We start from the raw sequence: 19963 nt of genomic DNA, 5'->3' as shown, positions 1-19963 counted from the left end.
ACTACTTATTCTGTAGAGCTGAGCGTGGTTATGAGTTGCAGATACCGGTATAAGGCGGTAAGCTATAAGCTGTAGGCGTACCGAATTACCCTAGCCGGTTATAAGTTTTAAGTTATAGGTTTTAAGTAGGGCTTCTGCTACTATAAGGCCGTAAGCTATAAGCTCTAAGCTGTAGGCGTACCGCTGCTACTGCCTGTGTTACTGCAACTATTATCACATTGGCTTATTATTCACTGTCTAATTACTTTCAAGGCTTTAATGAACTGACTTCGTTCGGTTATCACACTAGCTATTCACGATTTTCCTACTTAACAACTTAACTACTCCCTATTTAACTATTCCCCATTAACTGCTCCCTAATAAAGCTCCTTCAAATGCTTATAATTGCTCTTAACGGTATCAAGCACTTCATCCATTCGTCCATTGAGTATCATTTTTCCCATTGTAATGGCATAACCCTTCATCTGAGAGAATTCTATCTTCGGCGGCATTGCCAACGAGTTCGGATTCGTTTTTGCGTGCACCAATACGGGTCCTTGATAAGCCAACGCCTCCTTAATGCCCTGCTCTACCTTATCCGGTTCATCGATGCATATTCCCTTCATACCCATCGCCATGGCAACCGTTGCAAAATCCGGATTGTACATATCTGTTTGCCAATCGGGCAAGCCAGCCACTTCCATTTCCAACTTTACCATACCCAGTGAACGATTGTCGAACACAATTACTTTTATTGGAAGATTATACTGAACAATCGTAGCTAAATCACCTAATAACATTGATAGTCCGCCGTCACCACAAAATGCGATCACCTGTTGATTAGGCCGGGCAAAGGCGGCACCAATAGCCTGCGGCATAGCATTGGCCATCGAACCGTGATTAAATGAACCAAGTAATTCGCGGTTAGCGGTAGCTTGTATAAATCGTGCTCCCCAAACACAGCTCATGCCGGTGTCAACCGTGAATATTGCATCATCTGTGGCTAACTTATCAATCGTATGAGCTAAATATTCGGGTGATATATTATCCTTTTTCCCTCTGTCGTTCACATAAGTCTGCTGCGTCTCTTTTACTTTTTCATAAAGCTTCAATTGCGCTCGTAAAAAACTATCATCTTGATTTTGGTCCAATAGTGGCAACAGTGCTTGCAAGGTATGTTTAATATCGCCCATTAGTCCCATTTTGAGCTTAGCCCTACGTCCCAGCCGTTCCGGCTTTTCATCAATTTGAATAATACCGCAGCTTTCCGGCATAAAGTCTTTATACGGAAAATCGGTTCCCAATAATACAAGCAGATCTGATTCGTGCATGGCATGGTAGGCCGACGGCAACCCCAAAAGTCCGGTCATTCCGACTTCATTCGGATTGTCGTATTGCACATACATCTTACCTCGAAACGAATAACCAACTGGTGCATTTAATTTCTTTGCTAAAGCCACTACCTCGTCATGGGCTTCTTTACAACCAATACCACAAAAAAGGGTAATTCGTTGATGTTGATTCAACAATTGCGCGAGACTTTGTAATTCTTCGTCATTTGGACGTACTACGGGCCTTTGTTTTAACAAGCTAGTTTCCGTCAATATATCAGCAGCATCTTCCATGGCTACATCACCAGGCATACCAATAACCGCCACACCTTTTTTACTATAGGCATGTTGTAAGGCTGCCTGAAGCATTCTCGGAAATTGTTTCGGCGTCGTAGCTATCTGATTGTAAACACTGCAATCGTCGAATAGCTTAATTGTATTTGTTTCCTGAAAGTAATCAGAACCCATTTCGTCGGTATGCATAGTTGACGCAATCGCTAAGACCGGAGCCCCTGATCGATTAGCATCATATAGGCCATTAATGAGATGTACATGTCCCGGACCGCTGCTGCCCGCGCAACAAGCGACACCATTCAACTCAGCTTCCGCAGCTGCGGCATATGCTCCTGCTTCTTCGTGGCGAACATGTACCCATTGCATCTTGCCGTTTCTTCGTACGGCATCATTTACCTCATTTAGGCTGTCGCCCGTAACTGCATAAATACGTTTAACTCCTGCGTCCCAAAGGGTTTCAACTAGCTGATCTGCCACTTTTTTTGCCATGATAAAAAATTTAAGGTTGTTAGTAAGATCTAGTAATAACAACACATTGGCTTATTAGTTTGGGCAGCGATAGTTTTGAGTGTATAATAGACGATTAAAATTAAGCAAATTCAACCCAATTGCCGTCAGCTCGGATAATTTCTATCAGCTCATTCAAAGCATCTGCAGACTGCACGTTTTTCTTCACAACCTCTTTTCCCCGATAGAGTGTCACCCTATCAGGCCCTGCACCCACATAACCGTAGTCTGCATCGGCCATTTCACCCGGACCATTTACAATACAGCCCATAATGGCTATCTTTAATCCTTTCAGATGATTCGTTCGGCTCCTGATCATTTGCGTGGTTTCCTGTAAATCGAATAAAGTGCGACCACAACTTGGACAGGAAATATATTCAGTTTTTGAAATTCTCGAACGCGTTGCCTGCAAGATAGCAAACGACGCGGATGCAAGCTTATCGATTGGAATGGAAGCTGCATCAATCCATATACCATTGCCCATTCCATCTATCAAGAGCCCTCCTAAATCAGTTGCAGCATATAATTGCAGTTTAGAAATAGGTTCTTCAGGACTCATCATATCGCCTACCGGTCCGCTAAATTCTACCGGATCATAAGATCGCTTCACAATAACCGGCATCTCCAGTCCCCAACTCCTTAGCTTTACAAAAAATTCCCGTTGATCGGCCATACCATGCAGCTGTCTTGTCTCCAAAACAAAAACCAGGGTTTGATCCATCGGTAAATTTTCGAACGCTTCGCTTTCTAAGTCATCGTGAAAAATGCGCACCAAATTAAGATTGGTATCACGTTCACTAGCATTTATATAATCATGGAGTGTATATAATGGATGCGCATTCTCTTTATTCGTTAAACCCAACCAGGTGGCAAAGTTGTAAACCTGTTTTAAGTTTCCCGGCATGGTAAAGGAGGGCAAATTATCACCAAAAAAAACAAAATCAACGGATTGATCACCCATATGATATTTATCCAACAGGGGGTCGTATATATATCCGATATCCTTTAATACCATAGGGTCTATCAATCGCTTGTTAGATAAGTCAGCCACCACACGGGGGACCATTGATCCGCCGATAAAGGCATTCACCTCTTTCGTTTCATGTCGGCTGCCCAAGTTTTCTACGATAAGTTTCGAATTAGTTACAATTTCTTGTGAATAATTGATCTCCAACACTTGTTCTGCACGTTTTACGTAACGGTTTACTAATGCTCTAGCCACCGGTGCCTCCAATTCCGGCTCTTCTGTTAACGATACCCTCACCGTGTCTCCAAGTCCATCTTCCAATAAGGTACCGATCCCTACGGCCGATTTGATTCTCCCATCCTCTCCATCGCCCGCTTCTGTGACACCTAAATGTAAGGGATAGTTCATCCCTTCGGCCACCATCTTTTCCACGAGCAAACGATACGCTTGTACCATCACCTGCGGGTTACTTGATTTCATTGAAATGACGAGGTTGTAATAATGAAGATCTTCACAGATGCGGATAAACTCGAGTGCAGACTCCACCATACCTTCGGGCGTATCGCCATAATGACTCATGATTCGATCCGATAAAGAACCGTGATTTGTACCGATTCGCATGGCGGTACCATACTCCTTACAGATTTTTACCAAAGGAGCAAACTTGGTATAGATTCTCTCTAGCTCTGCCTGATAGGCTGCATCGGTGTAAGTCAGCTGGTCAAATTTCTTCTTATCAGCATAATTTCCGGGGTTCACCCGTACCTTTTCAACAATACGCGCTGCTACTTCTGCCGCATTTGGCGTAAAATGAATGTCTGCGACCAGTGGGACTTTGCACCCTCTTTTGAGTAGCTCTTTTTTTATCTCAGCTAAGTTTTGCGCTTCCTTGATACTGGGAGCCGTGATCCGCACATACTCGCAACCGGCCTCCACCATTCGTAACGTCTGTTCAACAGAGCCCTTGGTATCCATCGTATCCACCGTTGTCATACTTTGAATGCGGATTGGATGCGTACCTCCCATCGGAACATCGCCGATTTGTACCTCTCGTGTAAGCCAACGCTTATAATGCGTCAACGATTCACAATATTTTCCGGGGAGCGTTAATTTCTTCGTTAAATCCATAACCTGTATGTGTTGCACAAAGTTAGGTAATTTTCCTATCTTTAGCCATGGAACAACAGATTACCTTACCTATATTAACTAATGAAGAACAGCGGGTATTGGGTTCTTTAATGGAAAAAAGCAAAACGACACCCGAATATTATCCGCTAACATTAAACAGTTTGACAGCGGCTTGCAATCAAAAATCATCGCGGAAGCCTGTCGTGCAATATGACGACGACACCGTTATAGCGGCATTGGATTCTTTGCGGAAGAAAGGTTTAGTTGCTACGGCTACCGGAGGCACCAGCCGCACCATTAAATACAGACATACCTTAAGTGTTCTATATCCGATTATACCCGCCGAAGTAGCTATTTTATGTCTTCTGCTTTTAAGAGGTCCGCTAACCGTTGGCGAGATCAACAGTAATTCCGGCCGGCTTTACGAATTTGAATCATTGGCAGAAATTCAGGAGTATCTAGATAAGTTAAGCCAAGAAGCGGAACTGCCTGCCATGATTATTCAAGTTCCCAAGAGACCCGGACAAAAAGAGGTTCGTTATATGCATCTTTTTGGTGGCATGCCTGATTTTGAAAGCAGTGAATTCAATGAAGTGTCTGCTATAAACATCCAAGATACAGGCATGTTGGAAGCTCGCTTAGCCAAGGTAGAACAAGAACTTGAAGAATTAAAAGAGGCATTTGAAAAGTTAATGAAGGAGCTTTATTAGGGAGCAGTTAAATAGGGAGTAGTTAGTTGTTAAGTAGGAAAATAGTGAATAGCCAATGTGACAATTAGCCAATTATTCGTAAGTGTTTGCTTTTTCGGCACTCATGAGCTCCCTACGGTCGGTTAGCAAATGTGACAACTATTCGTAAGTGCTTGCTTTTTAGGCACTCATGAGCTTCCTACGGCCGGTTAGCCAATGTGACGATGTGATAAGGGCTGGTGCGACTGAAAGCTGATTACTGACAGCTGGCGAATGAGCCAATGTGATAATGGTTACCACATTAGCAGAAGCCCCTACTTAAAACCTATAACTTAGAACTTATAACCGGCTAGGGTAATTCGGTACGCCTACAGCTTAGAGCCTATAGCTTACGGCCTTATAGTAGCAGAAGCTCTTACTTAAAACCTATAACTTAAAACTTATAACTGGCTGGGGTAACAAGTTCACTTATTAACTACCTAAAGCTTACAGCTTGAAGACTTCAGCTACGGGACTAAATAAATAAATTTTGCCGGTCGCTAATTCTTCGCATCGAAAACGGGTTCGATTTTTTTCCCCTTTTTTAAAGATTCGTCCATTGGGAAGTGCAAAAGCACTACCCAATGCTAGTTCTTCCACCCTAACATGCCCATTTTTAGGATGATCATATTGTTTCAATATACGATATAACGTTAGATCCGAGCAACTGGAAGCAGCCGGATTTGCCAAGTAACTTAATACCGCTTGTCTCACATCATCCGGGAACACCTCCATTTCAAAAAAAGGTTTCATTAATAATTTAAAATTCTGTTTCCATTCTATACCATGAGGTTTTGCCTTTGTTCTGTGTTCATTCCAAGTTTTCAGATGCGCGAATTCATGCACTGTTGTTACCAAAAAAGCATAGGGGTTCAGGTTATGGTTGACCGAGATACGATGTCCTTTGTCTTTGTACGGCGATCTGTAATCACCAAACTTAGATGTCCGGCTTTTGCTGATCTTAAAAAGGCAGGGTGCTTGATGAATCCAACGGGCAATTATTGGGGCAGCCTGCTTCGGAACATATTTTTCTAATGCTAACCTTGTTTTTTCAATCATTTTAAATACGACGCTAAAAATAGCAAGATATTCAGAATAAACAAGGCTTTCACGGCAAGTTCCTGAACACCTAATATTTACATTGGAATAATGCCTGTAATAAACGAACGTTTTTCTTAATCAATTTTTAACTATCGCTCTGGATAAGTTCGACTTGACACGAAGACACTTTTGTCTATTTTAACAATTGGAACACCAATAGAGAGGAAAAATAAGCCAAAGCCGTCATGTAGGTCAACTGGATAATTGGCCACTTCCAACTTTTAGTTTCCCGATGTACCACCGCGATGGTACTGATACATTGCATGGCAAAAGCATAAAATATCATAAGAGAAAAAGCCGAGGCTACCGTATAAATCGGTTTCCCTGTTATACTATCCTTTGAGCTGAGCATCTTTTGTCGAATTGTTGAGGTATCGTCTTCAGGTTCTTCTACACTATAAATGGTAGCCATCGTTCCCACAAAAACTTCACGTGCAGCAAAAGAAGTAATCAGCGCTATACCAATTTTCCAGTCGAAACCCAAGGGTCTTATAGCCGGTTCAATCGTCTTTCCCAAGATACCAACGTACGAATTCTCCAGCTTCTCTGCTGATTCCAAAAATTGCCGTTCCTCTTCCGAGTAGTTGTTTACGTAATCTTCAGTTTGATATTTTTCTTCGATAGCCTCCATTCGTCCCGGAGGACCGTAAGTTGCTAGCACCCACAAAACAATGGACATGGCAATAATTACCTTCCCTACCTGCAAAACAAAAGTCTTCACTTTCTCGTACATAGTTAAGAAGACATTTTTCCACCGCGGTGCCCGATACACAGGCAATTCCAGGATAAAATAGGATTTCTCCTTGGTTTTGATGACTTTTTTCATAACCCAGGCAACTACAATGGCTCCTATCGTACCTATTAAATACATGCCCATCAGGGCCAAGCCTTGCAGATTAAAGAAACCCCAAATCTTATCGTTTGGCACAACCAAAGAAATTAGTAAAGTATATACCGGTAAACGTGCCGCACAGCTAATGAGAGGCGTTACCATTATGGTAATAATCCGATCTTTCCAGCTTTCAATATTTCTCGTCGCCATAATAGACGGTACGGCACAGGCTAAACCGCCGATCATTGGCACGACCGACTTTCCGTTCAACCCAACTTTTCGCATAATCTTATCCATCAAGAAGGTGATTCTGGCCATATAACCCGTGTCCTCCAAAATGGCAATAAAACCAAAGAGAATGGCAATCTGCGGGATGAACACCAATACCCCGCCCAGCCCTGCTAAGATGCCGTCCAATAAGAGATCAGCTAAAACTCCTTCGGGGATATACTGTCTTCCTATTTCATCCAGCCAGGCAAAAAAACTTTCTATTAAACCCATAGGATACTCGGCCCAGGCAAATATCGCTTGAAAGATGAGTAAAAGAATAGCCAGGAAAGAGACAAAACCCCAAACCCGATGCGTCAAAATACGATCGATTTTACCTGTCGGTGTTTCCGCTATATTCTTAGGCATTTGCTTTACCGATTCCTGTAAAACCGTGCTAATAAAATCATATCGAGCAATCGTTTCTTTGGTTTGCGAATGTTGAGGCTGGAATGCGTTTGCCTGTTCCAGCGATTCGATATGGTTGCTCTCTTCCTCGGTAAGATAATCTAGTATCTCATGTTGATGAGCAAGTAAAAGCGCTACATAATCTTCCTTTATACGAATATCCTGCTTTATCTGCGAGATCAGTGCCGGAGCAATTTCACAAACCTCAATACTTTGCTTTTGCAGCGCAATGCCGGGTGCGTCTGCAATAGCCTGCTTTAATAATTCTATATTCTCATTTTTTCGGGCACTGATAGGCACCACTTGTACGCCCAACTTTTGAGACATTTTATCTACATCGATCAGGATTTTTTCTTTCCGAGCGGCATCCGACATATTCAGCGCCAAAATAATCGGAATTTTAAGATCCGCAACTTGCGTAAACAACAACAGATTCCGTTTAAGATTGGTAGCGTCCACCACCACCACGATCAGATCCGGATGAGAAGCATTTTTGGGATTCGTCAATACTTCCAGCACAATTGCCTCATCCCGACTTTTAGGATAAAGGCTATAACAACCCGGCAAATCGATGATTTCCACATGCTTTCCGTTTGGAAGTTTAGTGGTTCCTGTTTTTTTATCAACGGTAATACCTGGAAAGTTCCCAACTTTTTGATTGAGTCCGGTCAGACTATTGAACAAAGTTGATTTACCCGTATTCGGATTCCCTACTAACGCTACTCTCATGAATATCTGTACTTATCTATCTATATTTTACAATCCCTCAACAATAATAGTTGCCGCTTCTTCCTTTCGCAAACTAAGCTGATAACCGGCAATCGACACCGCAATGGGATCTCCCAAAGGAGCCACCCGTTCAAAAGTAATCCGTTCTCCCGGTAAACATCCCATTTCCATAAGCTTTATGGAAAGGTTTAGGTCAGTAAAATCTTTAATAATACCGGAACTTCCGATTTTTAATGCTGTCAGTTTCATCCGTAAATATTTTTTATCTCTAGTCGACGGTCGACCTGCCGGTAGGCAAGGCTATATTCAAAACCTAAAGGTTTATGAATACAGATTCAACATCCGACATCGTGAAATGCGACATTTCCCTAGGTGCCTTTCCAATCCGTCGACAGTGACGACCCACAGAAGGCAAGGAGCCTTGTCGCAAACAAATCCAAAGGTAAGCTTTATTTAGAATGATTCAAAAAAAGATATTAGCTTCTTACAAATTCACGACTAAATCAGCGCTTCATAAACTCATAGCTATCGGTTCACGGTTCTATAGTGTTTACTAATTGGCGGGCAATTACATCCTTTTTTGAAAAGTCCGCAAGAACTAAGCAAGAGGCATAAGCCAACTAAAAAGAAAAGGATATACCTATTGTTCATATAAATTTTCATTCTATGTTAAAAAACTCAGATACTTCTTGTTTTAACTTTTCACGTTATATTTTTGCTGCCCTATAGCTTCTATGCAACACGAGGTACGAAAATAATCCCATACCCGTACCAGTCATGTCGGCAAAAACATCCCACCAATCACCGCTACGATAGGTAAAGAACTGATACTGTAAAAATTCTGTAAGTAAAGCAAATATTGCCGAAAAAATGAGCGCTTTCAAAAAAATACCGAATTGAGGCTGATGAGTTTTCTTTTTTCTTGCGTAACCTAAACAGAGCAAAACCGAAAAAACAAAGAAAAATCCAGTATGTACCAATTTGTCCATTCCTTCAAAGTGCGGTACTTTTTCTGTCGTGTTATCCATTGGCAAACAAGTAAGTAACAATACAACTACGGCCCACAAGATGGCCCATATAAAATGCTTCATAGCTTAGCGCAGGGGGAGAATAAAAGTATCATTCTATAAAATGATCAAGAAATAAACCAATAGTAAAAAATTAAAGCGATAGACTACTATTAAAAGAAGCAATCTATCGCTTTCACTTGTCTCGTAATACGTAATATTAATGACAAAATCGAATTCGGTAAAGCAGCGTATTAAGCTCCTACCAATGCTTGATATGCTTCAGCAGAAAGTAATCCGTCCAGCTCTGCACTATTACTGATTTTCACTTTAATAATCCAACCGTCACCATAAGGGTCATTGTTTACCAATTCCGGCGACCCATCCAACGCTTCATTTAAACTTAACACAGTTGATGTCACCGGCATGTACAAATCAGAAACGGTTTTTACTGCTTCCACCGTACCAAATACGTCATTAACAGCCACCTCATCACCCACCGTATTGATGTCTACAAAAACGATATCGCCTAATTCACGCTGAGCAAATTCAGTAATTCCTATGGTTGCTTCATCGCCCTCTACACGGATCCATTCGTGGTCTTTCGTGTACTTTAATTCAGCTGGAAAATTCATTATTATTTTGTTTAGTGCTTTAGTAACCCTTCTTCGTTAAGAAGACCGGTATATTCATGTTGTTTTTTTGCCAAACTTAGATAAAATTGCTTTCAAATGCAATTTTCATTGCGTGGCTCTATGCTTTAGCCCCTGAGCGGGATGGGGAACTTGTTAGTAGGGAATAGTGATTTTTAGCTATTAGTTTTTAGCTATCAGCTTTCGGCTATTTGGTTATAAGTTCTAAGTTATAGGTTTTAAGTAGGGGCTTCTGCTAATGTGGTAACCATTATCACATTGGCTCATTCACCAGTTGTCAGTAATCAGCTTTCAGTCGCACAGCCCTTATCACATCATCACATTGGCCAATTGGCTCATTATCACATCGGCTAACCGACCGTAGGAAGCTCATGAGTGCCGAAAAAGCAAACACTTACGAATAATCAACGAGCTTTCAGTAATCAGCTTTCAGCTTTCAGTTGCGCTAGCCTCTCATCATCACATTGGCTCATCGGCTAATTATTCACTATCTGTTTTTATTATTAAGGTGTTCATGAGCTCACTTTGTTCGGTTATCACATTGACCAATTAACGTCTCAACAACTCAACTATTTCCCTACTCAACTATTTCCCTATTAACTACTCCTTACTGCAATAATATCCTCAAATTGAATCCGAAGTTGCTATAGGCCGTTGCATAGGTTTGCGAAGTATAAGGCTTCACTGCATTGCTATCGAAGAACATTCGGATATTAAAACGATTATTGAACATATAATCGATAGACGGTCGGTAAGTAATATTTTTATTTCCTGAGGCCATTTCAGAAAACTCGGAATCGGACCGGTATACCAAGGTTTTCATATCATTGATAGCCACATCCAGTTTAAAGGTCAAATCGTTTGAAACTTTTCTATCTGCAAACCAACCAAAGGGAAATCTAAAATTAGCAACACGATAGCCTGCCCCCAAAATGAAGCCTTCGTCCAGTAGCTGTGCCAATTGACTGTTCTGCAGGCTAAGACTTAAAGTCCGAGCCTTCCTATATTCCGCATTGGCTGTTAGGTTATTCTTGAAACGAGCGTTGAAGCCAATCAAGGGTAAAAATTGCTCTTGTAAAGTAATTTGTGAGAATTGATATTGTGGCAAAAAGTTTCCATTGACATCTCTCACCGAAGACGCGCCATTCGTTTCACCATATCGAATAAGTGTGGTGTAACCATTAATATTATAGAGTGTTCGATAACCATGTACCAGTTCCAACGAGGATAAATATTCGCTAAAGAAAGGATATTTCGCCAATCCATTATACATAATACGCCAGTTAGGTATCGGTATACGCGGGAACACACCTAAGCTCTGCTTCTCCGGGCTTTTGCCTGTATAAGCCGCCAGAAAAGCGCCAACTACTACGTCTTGTGCCGTATTTCCATATCCATCAGCAAAATCGCCGATCGTTCCTTCCGAATTGGGATTTAATTGTCCCAATCTTCGTGAGATTGTCCCTCTGTTTCTTTCAAAAGTTTTGAAAAGCTCATCTTTGTTCGAAAAGGCCGTTTTCAAAGAGAGATACGATATACTGTAATCCCCTGCTGTAACCGGTGTTACCCGCTCAAATCCTTGCGTATCTTCGTTAAAGAGCACTTGCGTGGTAAAATTTCTATTTTCAATCCGCGTAGCTGTTAAGTCGATCCGTAGATCCTTAAAGGGCTCCAGTGTAGCGCGGATACTCAAATCCTCGCGTAAAGACTTCGCATAAAGTTGCGTTTGCAGGCTATCGGTACTCAACCATCCATTGGCAATCGCTTTTCCCAATATATCCCCTTGTCCACCAAAGATGAATCCGAAGCCCGGGGCATTCATATCGAAGTCCAAACCCAGCATATTTGTTTTCCCCAGATATCCAGGTAAGAACGTTCCATCAACCCTCGTGTAAGCAGCGTTAATATCCTTAATGCTGGAAACAAAGTTTGCCAGGATTTCAGTTCCTTTGTTCGGACTTCGTCCATTTCGCGCATCCCTAAAGAAGGGGAATTTATTAAAGAGCCCCAAAAGATTGAATCGCGGATTTAGTTGCAAAGTCCGCGAGTTCTGAATCGTATTTCCAATATTCAGGTTCGGGTCGTTGATTGCCAATAAGGGTTGGGTCTGCCAAGCGAACTGACTTCCATAACGAGCGGCTACATTAATCCAATCAAGTCCCGGAATTTTATCCAGCGGCACATTATAGGTTAAATTCATCATATGGTTATAGTCAGTCGTTCTCCCCAACTTCCAGAAGTTTTCCCATAAAGTATCACGCTTTAAGCCATCCAAACGTCCCTGCGGTTCATCTATAATAGAATAGTTAGTAGCATTAAAATCCAGCTTTAGTGAGCGGGTAAGATTCCAGCTGATACCATATAGCCGCGTCATCGTAAAATTCTTATTATAGAGGGTACCTATATTACCGGCAGGCAGGTAGTTATCCGGTGAACTGCCGGTACGAAGTGTGTTCTCGGTGTAAAGTCTTTGTACATCAATCCGAAAATTAATAAAAGAAGGCATCAAATTAAAGTTCAGATCACTTAATAGACGAGTATATCTTCCCTTAAATAATTTCTTCAGCGGTTCGATGTACTTATCTTTATTTTGCACATAATCGTAAGATAGTGAAGCGCGATAATTGTTTTGAACGGATTTCTCTGTCAAATAATCACGATGGTAAAACTGTGAGAAAGCATAGGAGACGCTAAAGTTCTCGATATCCCACAAACGTACCGGTTTTTCGTTATCCATACGCAACTTCCGCACGTTCATGAAGCTGATACTTTTGCGCGTCGTATAATCCTGCGTCAGGCGCAGAAGGGAATCTTTTTGATTATCATTCAGTCCATCCAGTGCCGATTTCATTTCAATGTCCGGCATTAAGGGATTGTATTGTGGGGTACGCACCTGACTTGAATAATTAAAATAAAAAGGAATTCTGATGCCCGTGCGTTCGGGGAAGAACTTACCCAGTTCCACACTACTTGTAAAGTCAAAAAATCGATCTTCCGTCCGATTTCGCTCATTGATTCGCGCGTCGATTGCACCAAAGCCAATGGTACTCTTACTTCCAGAAACCGTCACATCCGCGAAATCGGCCAATTTAGCATTTAACCGAGCTGTTGCGGCCCATCCCCCGTTATCCTCATAATCGGTCAAACGTAATTCATTGAACCAAATAACACCTGATTTCTCCATCCCGTCATCATTTGCATTATTTTGTCCTTTCAACGGATTTTTGACACCCAGCATATAGAATCTGATTTTACTGATGTCCGGTTGTCCTTTAATCGTCACGGTATTTGTGCCATCCACAAAGCTATAGGGCAAATTGATCGGCCAAGGACTACCATCGGGTAGGGTAGCTTTATTTCTTGCTTCTTTTGCTTCCTGGAATAGCTTAATTTCGACATTCATACGATTACTTGACGGCCAAATGGCGTCCGGATCCCGGCTTCCCGGCGTCGTTACTTCGAGTGGCATTTCGTACTCATAATAGTTTTCGATGCCATCGGTTCCCACCCTTATAAAACCATGTAAATCTCCACTTCGCAACTCATCGCCTTCCGCGTGAACAAACATCTGCAAGCGTTTATAAGCTCGAAAGTCATTGGTGGAAGTACGATAGGCCGCTTGTCCATAACCATCTCGCAACCGGTTGACGGTGACCGACAAAGCCTGCTCATTCAATTGTACATTTGTGTTATAATTGCCATAATCGATCTGTCGTTCGATGCCCGGAGGAACTACGTACGGAATCGGTTGCCTGTTCCCGTTTTCTTCAATACTAACCGCCGCTACTTCAATGGTAGAATTGTCTAAACCCGGATTATTTAAAGTTGGATCTGCAATGACTTTTGTAGGCGATCGTTCCGAATTGAATCGCCGCCATTCGCCCCTTACCAATTGTAATCTCGCCATTCTTAGGATAGACGTATCCGCGAAATTTGTCATGAACATCCGTATAAAGCGAATAGACTTAAAGTCTTGGGGATCGCCTGCCTTGGATTCGTATTGCGTAATTGGAATGCGTAGTTGATACCATTTCACATTTTCCTTCTTACCATTGGCCAAGGTAACGGGTGCATCAATCATATCCACAATAAAGTTCTTACCCACCATCATATCCTGCGGACGAACAGAAACACGGTACTGATAATACTCGTCGATCTGGTTCATGGTATTATCCCGATTGACATCCTCCCCATCGGGTAATAAGGTAGATGCCGACGTATTGACTCCATCTCCTGCCCCGGCCTGCTCCGCAGTTTTGCTATTACCCTCCGTCCCGTTAAATCGCTCATACCGTTTTAGAATACCGGCATTCTGCGCATCCAATTCGGCACTTCTAAAATAGCTGAAGTTATCGCTTGAGGGGTCGTTATTTAACTCCTGTAAAGGTTGCGGGTTTAACGTTGCACTAGCTTGCGACAGAAAGTTCGAAAAATGATTTCGTTCGTCGGCATCGTTCAAGGCATCTAAGCCGACATCCTGTAATGCGCGTTGATCGGGATTATTCGCGAAGGCCTGCACCATGGGTTGCAGTTTAGGAACTCTTCCCCAATTGGTTAGGTCCATTTCTGCATAATTGCCATTCGTAGGCAGTGCGTTTTCCACGGCCCGACGTCCGTCTTTTAAGATATCTTCCGAGATATTTCCCAAGTTGAAATAAAGATCCCCACCCTCATCCTGTGGTTTATAAATGAACGGATCCATCATCCAAAGCTCGATAAATTCGATATTTTGTGCTTCAAAATCAGGCGTTTGAATTTGTCGGAACATACCTCCCCAGCGGGATTTGGGATTGGTTAAGGTACCATCACTGTTTACACCGGAAAGCGTATAGTTATAAGGACCTCTTATTGTAGGATAAAAACTGAGGTCAAGTGTAGACATGAACAAAGGCTGTCCGGTAACCGTTTGCTTATTCGGAAACACCTCCTGTTCCAATACCTCCCGTACGTAATGGTTCGACAATTCCGTTAAATTACCCCTAATATTCGCAGGTGTAAGACTATTATCATTCCGATAAAAAACCGGATCAATATTATAGAAGGCTAGTCGGGCCCTGTTGTAGCCATAGCGTAAATCATTAGATAGCTGTGACTCGGGAAACAATTGAGGCGTACCCGAAATTTGCCAGCTATAGGCGCCTTTTAAATCAATTATAGACCGACTGTTTTCAAAATCATCAATATAGCTGGCGCCATTTCTGGATCCGGCGATATTGGTTGCCTTCGAATGTCCCGGTATCAGATTAGCAAATTCGCCATAGAAGGAAATAGTAGATTCCTCACGTGTATTAATAAATGGAATTTTATCCACCATACGCGTAAGCCATCGAGAAGGAGCGTTATAGTTCACATCAAATCCCCAAATGGTATTGGAGATTGGTTCTTGCGCTAAATTGACTTTTTGCGTTAGCGGTCGTTCCGATAAATTCATAATGGTACCGCCCAGTTGAAGTTGGTCGTTCACCATATAATCTAATCGGGACCCAAATAAGGTCCGTTGTTGTAAGCCAAAGAGTTCATTGTTTTCCATCTTTATTCGAATGGCCTGCCCGGATCTTAGTAGCGCCTCATTTAAGATGCGTACCCTTCCAATTTCGTAATCCACCGTAAAGTCTGCCCCTTCTTGCAAGGGAATCCCACCTGCATAGACCTGCACCGACCCTCGGGGGATGTTAATCGCTCCTAGCTGGAACTCCGATCCTGCTTCGGATTCATAGGTGCCGCGTATTGCGTATCTATTTTTGTTGGCAAACAGTTGCTGTGCAACCACCTTGGTTGAGTCATAGAGTTCTTGAAACGCATACCGCTCTGCCAACTGCTCCTCTCCCGGGGCGAATAAGCTCTTCAAATCCTTTCCGAAAGGTTCCACTACCGGGAATACAACCCTTCCATATTCCGGGTCGATCGTCAGGCCTTCCAAAAAGTCAAAAACCCCGTCAGGCTGTCGATCATTCTGTGGATTAAGTCGGTCCAAGCCTGTCAACTGCAGCCATAATTTGTTGGTGGTATTTTTCCCTTCAAACATCACCGGCCGTTCAACCCCCGTTTCGTCTTCCAGTCTAAAGACATTCAGAATAAAATTATTTCGTCCTACCCGATAAGCACCGATCGAGTAGATGTTTTTCATCATTAGGTCCCAAACAGGTAAATTAGGCTTCAATACTTCATTTTTCAACAACTTGGTAAAGAGCACCTGTGGATTAGATGGGCTAATAGGAATATCCGTAGAAAATTCGCCTACCTGGTATTCCCTCCCGTTGGCTGTATAGCGATAAGCAACCGCCAGTACCTGATCAGCATTTAATGGTGTATTTAAGGAAATATATCCCAACCGTCGATTCACAGTATACTCCTTTTCCGTTAATTTCCGTGCATTGGAAAGGCGAGCATAGTTGTCGTTAGCTCCACTACTTTGGAAAAGGGCGGCAACAGCATTTGATGAGCTATAGCGGGCATCGGGGTATTGCTGTTGCAAAATCTGCAAGAGCCGGTTCGACTGTTCAGGAAAGGCAGGGTCGCCTACCACACCCGCCGCCGGTAACTGAGAACCTCCCGGCTGATTAAACATCGGATTCCAGGGGCGACTTTCTCCTAAGTCCATAAAAGCCAATACATCTCGGCTATTTTCGATCGAGTTGCTCCTATTCGTAACCCAAACTTCGATCTGCGTAATATTAACATTCGTTAATAATAGAGGAGCGTTGGACATTGCTCTGTTATAATTGTCGCGAAAGTACTGCGCAAGGAAGTAATGCTTGTTCTGTTCGTACTCGTCAGCTTTCAACGAAAACTCATTTTGCTGCGCGCCATTGGTAATAGTGATCTCCTTGCTTTGCGATCGTTGCTGTGAAAAGACACTCGTTACCCCCAATTTACCAAATTGCAATTGCGTCTTTACACCGAAAAGAGCTTGTGTGCCTGAAATTAATGTAGAATTTAAAGGCATACTTACATTACCCACTTCGATACGACGAATGATTGCGTCATCTTTTCCCACGTAGTCAAACTTAATCTGATTTTCAAAGTCGAACTGCGCCTCCGTATTATAATTGGTAATGATGCGCATTCGATCACCGATCTGACCGGTTAAGTTCATCTGGATACGCTGATCGAAATCAAATCCGAATTGCTTCCGTTGGCGCTCATTGAACATGGGATTATCGTTTTTATTATATTGTCCCATAATGGTAGCATCCACACTTCCCCTAGGTATAATATTAATCGTATTTCCACCAAAAATCTTCTCGAAAGTAGGGCTATTCACTTGAATACTAGGAATCCATCCATCTTTCCGCGCACGTCTGGAAAAGTCATCCGACAGCTCTCGCCAAGTACGTTCTTTCAACGATTGGTTTTCATATTGCTGATATTCGTCAATACTCAAGTACTGTGGCGGACGGTACATGCTGCTTCCAATATTATCTCGAATGATATATTGCCTACCAATGGGATCAAAGTCTATTTCCCTTTTGATAGTCCCGGGCTTACGAAGATGAATACCATTATCTCGTTGGTATAAATTTAGGAAAGGTTCGTCCTTAATGGGATAAAGCACTCCCGTACTATCACTTACATTCTTAGTGCTATCTCTATTAGTTGATAATGCCGGCTTTTGCCGGGCCAAAACATCTATCGCCCCCGGAACTGAAAAGAAAAAAAGAAAAAATAGTATACTCGAAAAGGTATTTCTCACAGCACAGGTAAATGAATGTACTTGCTTTATAATATAATTGATAACTTGAGTTTAGGCCATTACTATGGCTTAAAAAAACACCACCAATTCAGGTACAAACGAACAAAAAAGTGCACACATGGCCTTTGTTCATTTTGTTCAGATTTTAACCGAGAAACACTAATTCGTAGATAATTATTTTTTTCCGTGTATAAGAAGACAGGCTTTCTTTTTAATTCAAAGAGCAAAGCCGTTAACTCTTCTTTTACATTTCCGGGTGTATTACGAAGGCTATCAAAAATAGCTTCCGACCGGAGCTACACGTTCGACCCAAGACCCCGAGCTTGCCTGAAGTACGTATTCACTCAGACCGACTTCAGGGCTGTCAGGAGCCCAATCATACGTATAACCTAAGCGAGTCCAAGGATAATGAAAATCAGCAGAACCGGAGAGGGTTCTATAATAAGCAAAAAGAATATAATTATTGAACCAAGTGTTATAAGTTTCTGAAACGTTATTACTTAATACTGCCCCCGCTGTCCGTGTAGCAACTCTCGGATCTCCGGCAGGTCGATACAGGCGTTCGGGGTTTACCCACATTTCCGCAATATGTGTGTTGCTTCTTTCGTTGGCTGGAGGCAGACCTAAGAGCTGACAGATACGCATGGTCGTATCACTGGTAGTCTGTAAGTCTTTGCCAATGCGCGCTTTCATTTGTTGAGGAATAAAGACCCAAGATTCGCCCCATACGTTCGTAATGGAATCTCCTACCGGGTAGCTGTTCGGATAGCGCATAAAGCTGGCTAATAAAACATAGTCTTTCCCATTGATTGTTTTCCATTGCAGCGCCGTGTTCTCTTTCGAAATTTGCCAAAGTGTGTCAATGACTTCCGAACTATCGGCTACCATTGCATCCAAAATAGCGTGTTGATAAAGTTGGGCCATTGTAAGTGACGGAACTTCCGGGGTCGGGTTGACGGGATCATCCTTTTTACATCCGCCAATGAAGATCAATATGAACAAGACACATAAAATTAAGCAGTTACGGTTAATTGTTAAAATACGCATAAAATTATTAAACGAATTAAGTTAAAAGAAGGCTAAAATATCTAATTCGGTTTATTTCCTATAATTCAGAACCTCAAGTTTCATCATGACGATTTTCATCACTTAGCTGAGAATCACGCATATTTTGACAAGGAACGGCAGTGAAAGTCGAAAAATCATGATCTAAAGTCGCTTATTCATCTTGTTCATTTTCTTGAGCAATAAACGATCTAAAACTACCGGAAAACCTGTAGAAAAAATAACTCATTTATGAGGATTGTAGAACCATACGGAATCAAGCAATTTTGTTAAGCTAATGTGTATTACAGAAAGAGTCCATAAAGTATTTTATTAGCCCTTTACCTGAACAAACTGAAACGTATTAAATAACAAGTTGGATTATGAAAAAGTTAATTGTTTGCTGTGCCCCCCTGATTTTTTTGTGTGTGGCCAGCGTGAAAGCGCAAAGTTTATTTGATAAAGTAGACCAAGCATTAAACAAAGTAGAAAAAGCATCTAACACAGCCGATAAAACAAAAGGAACCGGTGATAAAGTGTTAGGCTTTTTTAAGAAAAAGGAAAGTGCGGAAGAAGATTTTACGACCATTAATATTTCCGGTATTAACCTCACGAATCTTAAAAAGCTAAACGAGCAGGTTGAGACGTGCAAGGGAGTCGAAAGTACCAAGATGAAATTCAGTCCATCCGGCTCTGTGATCTTAGTAGACTACGAAGGATCGGCAGAGGATTTACTCACTGCCATTCAGGAGAAATCAAAAGACATTTTTACCGATGAGCACATTGAAGGTTTGGACGAACACTCGATCACGATTAACCTTAGTAAAGAAAAATAGTTGAATAGTAGGTTGTTGAGTAGGGAAATAGTTAAGTTGTTGAGACGTTAATTGGTCAATGTGATAACCGAACAAAGTGAGCTCATGAACACCTTAATAATAAAAACAGATAGTGAATAATTAGCCGATGAGCCAATGTGATGATGAACAGGTTAGTGGCTGAAAGCTGATTTCTGATAGCTAAAAGCTAATGCCTAAAGCCTATGGCTTATAGCTTGATTAGCCAATGTGACAATTAGCCAATTAGCCAGTGTGACAATTATTCGTAAGTGCTTGCTTTTTCGGCACTCATGAGCTTCCTGCGGTCGGTTAGCCGATGAGCCAATTGGCCAATGTGATGATGTGATAAGGGCTGGTGCGACTGAAAGCTGATTACTGACAGCTGGCGAATGAGCCAATGTGATAATGGTTACCACATTAGCAGATGCCCTTACGTAAAACCTATAACGTAGAACTTAT

11 protein-coding genes are annotated in these 19963 nt (G+C 42.0%); 2 read left to right on the top strand and 9 right to left on the bottom strand.

Annotation, left to right across the window (positions count from 1 at the left end):
• Positions 1 to 356: 356 nt before the first annotated feature.
• Positions 357 to 2093 carry a ubiquinone-dependent pyruvate dehydrogenase gene (locus FKG96_RS08060; protein ID WP_013665482.1) on the bottom strand — a complete coding sequence of 579 codons (1737 nt, stop codon included), beginning with the start codon at positions 2091 to 2093 and terminating at the stop codon, positions 357 to 359.
• 100 nt (positions 2094 to 2193) lie between these two features.
• A complete protein-coding gene (ispG, locus tag FKG96_RS08055) occupies positions 2194 to 4206 on the bottom strand; it encodes a (E)-4-hydroxy-3-methylbut-2-enyl-diphosphate synthase (RefSeq protein WP_210421302.1) in 2013 nt (670 codons plus the stop codon).
• A 47-nt stretch (positions 4207 to 4253) separates the two neighbouring features.
• Between ispG and FKG96_RS08050 the strand changes: the two genes are divergently transcribed.
• The gene (locus FKG96_RS08050) at positions 4254 to 4916 is read left to right on the top strand and encodes a YceH family protein (protein ID WP_149105300.1); all 663 of its coding nucleotides are present in this window, start codon (positions 4254 to 4256) and stop codon (positions 4914 to 4916) included.
• A 465-nt stretch (positions 4917 to 5381) separates the two neighbouring features.
• Here the strand turns inward: FKG96_RS08050 and FKG96_RS08045 are convergent, their stop codons facing one another.
• The 7 genes from FKG96_RS08045 to FKG96_RS08015 form a co-directional block, all read right to left on the bottom strand.
• Entirely contained in the window at positions 5382 to 5993 is a 612-nt protein-coding gene (locus FKG96_RS08045; protein ID WP_130856366.1) for a sprT domain-containing protein, read from the bottom strand.
• A gap of 175 nt (positions 5994 to 6168) precedes the next feature.
• A complete protein-coding gene (feoB, locus tag FKG96_RS08040; protein WP_130856365.1) occupies positions 6169 to 8271 on the bottom strand; it encodes a ferrous iron transport protein B in 2103 nt (700 codons plus the stop codon).
• A gap of 27 nt (positions 8272 to 8298) precedes the next feature.
• Positions 8299 to 8520, bottom strand: coding sequence for a FeoA family protein (locus FKG96_RS08035; RefSeq protein WP_130856364.1), 222 nt, complete (start codon positions 8518 to 8520; stop codon positions 8299 to 8301).
• 458 nt (positions 8521 to 8978) lie between these two features.
• Positions 8979 to 9362: a VanZ family protein gene (locus FKG96_RS08030; RefSeq protein WP_013665475.1), complete on the bottom strand. Its 384-nt coding sequence runs from the start codon at positions 9360 to 9362 to the stop codon at positions 8979 to 8981.
• A gap of 170 nt (positions 9363 to 9532) precedes the next feature.
• On the bottom strand, positions 9533 to 9913 hold the full coding sequence (gcvH, locus tag FKG96_RS08025) for a glycine cleavage system protein GcvH (protein WP_130856363.1): 381 nt from the start codon (positions 9911 to 9913) through the stop codon (positions 9533 to 9535).
• A gap of 625 nt (positions 9914 to 10538) precedes the next feature.
• Positions 10539 to 17624, bottom strand: coding sequence for a cell surface protein SprA (gene sprA / locus FKG96_RS08020; RefSeq protein ID WP_130856362.1), 7086 nt, complete (start codon positions 17622 to 17624; stop codon positions 10539 to 10541).
• A gap of 273 nt (positions 17625 to 17897) precedes the next feature.
• Positions 17898 to 18671 (bottom strand): hypothetical protein, encoded by a 774-nt coding sequence (locus FKG96_RS08015; protein WP_130856361.1) that lies wholly within the window; start codon positions 18669 to 18671, stop codon positions 17898 to 17900.
• A 380-nt stretch (positions 18672 to 19051) separates the two neighbouring features.
• Here FKG96_RS08015 and FKG96_RS08010 point away from each other — a divergent pair, with 380 nt between their 5' ends.
• Positions 19052 to 19504, top strand: coding sequence for a hypothetical protein (locus FKG96_RS08010; RefSeq protein WP_130856360.1), 453 nt, complete (start codon positions 19052 to 19054; stop codon positions 19502 to 19504).
• Positions 19505 to 19963 lie beyond the last annotated feature (459 nt).

This window comes from Olivibacter sp. LS-1, assembly GCF_008245145.1.
Lineage (GTDB): Bacteria > Bacteroidota > Bacteroidia > Sphingobacteriales > Sphingobacteriaceae > Olivibacter > Olivibacter oleidegradans.
Note: the sequence above shows the minus strand (reverse complement) of the source record. Positions and strands in the feature narration are given on the sequence as shown.

Excerpts from the sequence above, each read along its gene's own strand:
- FKG96_RS08060 (WP_013665482.1), bottom strand. The coding sequence starts at position 2,093 with ATGGCAAAAAAAGTGGCAGATCAGCTAGTTGAAACCCTTTGGGACGCA.
- ispG (WP_210421302.1), bottom strand. The coding sequence starts at position 4,206 with ATGGATTTAACGAAGAAATTAACGCTCCCCGGAAAATATTGTGAATCG.
- FKG96_RS08050 (WP_149105300.1), top strand. The coding sequence starts at position 4,254 with ATGGAACAACAGATTACCTTACCTATATTAACTAATGAAGAACAGCGG.
- FKG96_RS08045 (WP_130856366.1), bottom strand. The coding sequence starts at position 5,993 with ATGATTGAAAAAACAAGGTTAGCATTAGAAAAATATGTTCCGAAGCAG.
- feoB (WP_130856365.1), bottom strand. The coding sequence starts at position 8,271 with ATGAGAGTAGCGTTAGTAGGGAATCCGAATACGGGTAAATCAACTTTG.
- FKG96_RS08035 (WP_130856364.1), bottom strand. The coding sequence starts at position 8,520 with ATGAAACTGACAGCATTAAAAATCGGAAGTTCCGGTATTATTAAAGAT.
- FKG96_RS08030 (WP_013665475.1), bottom strand. The coding sequence starts at position 9,362 with ATGAAGCATTTTATATGGGCCATCTTGTGGGCCGTAGTTGTATTGTTA.
- gcvH (WP_130856363.1), bottom strand. The coding sequence starts at position 9,913 with ATGAATTTTCCAGCTGAATTAAAGTACACGAAAGACCACGAATGGATC.
- FKG96_RS08015 (WP_130856361.1), bottom strand. The coding sequence starts at position 18,671 with ATGCGTATTTTAACAATTAACCGTAACTGCTTAATTTTATGTGTCTTG.
- FKG96_RS08010 (WP_130856360.1), top strand. The coding sequence starts at position 19,052 with ATGAAAAAGTTAATTGTTTGCTGTGCCCCCCTGATTTTTTTGTGTGTG.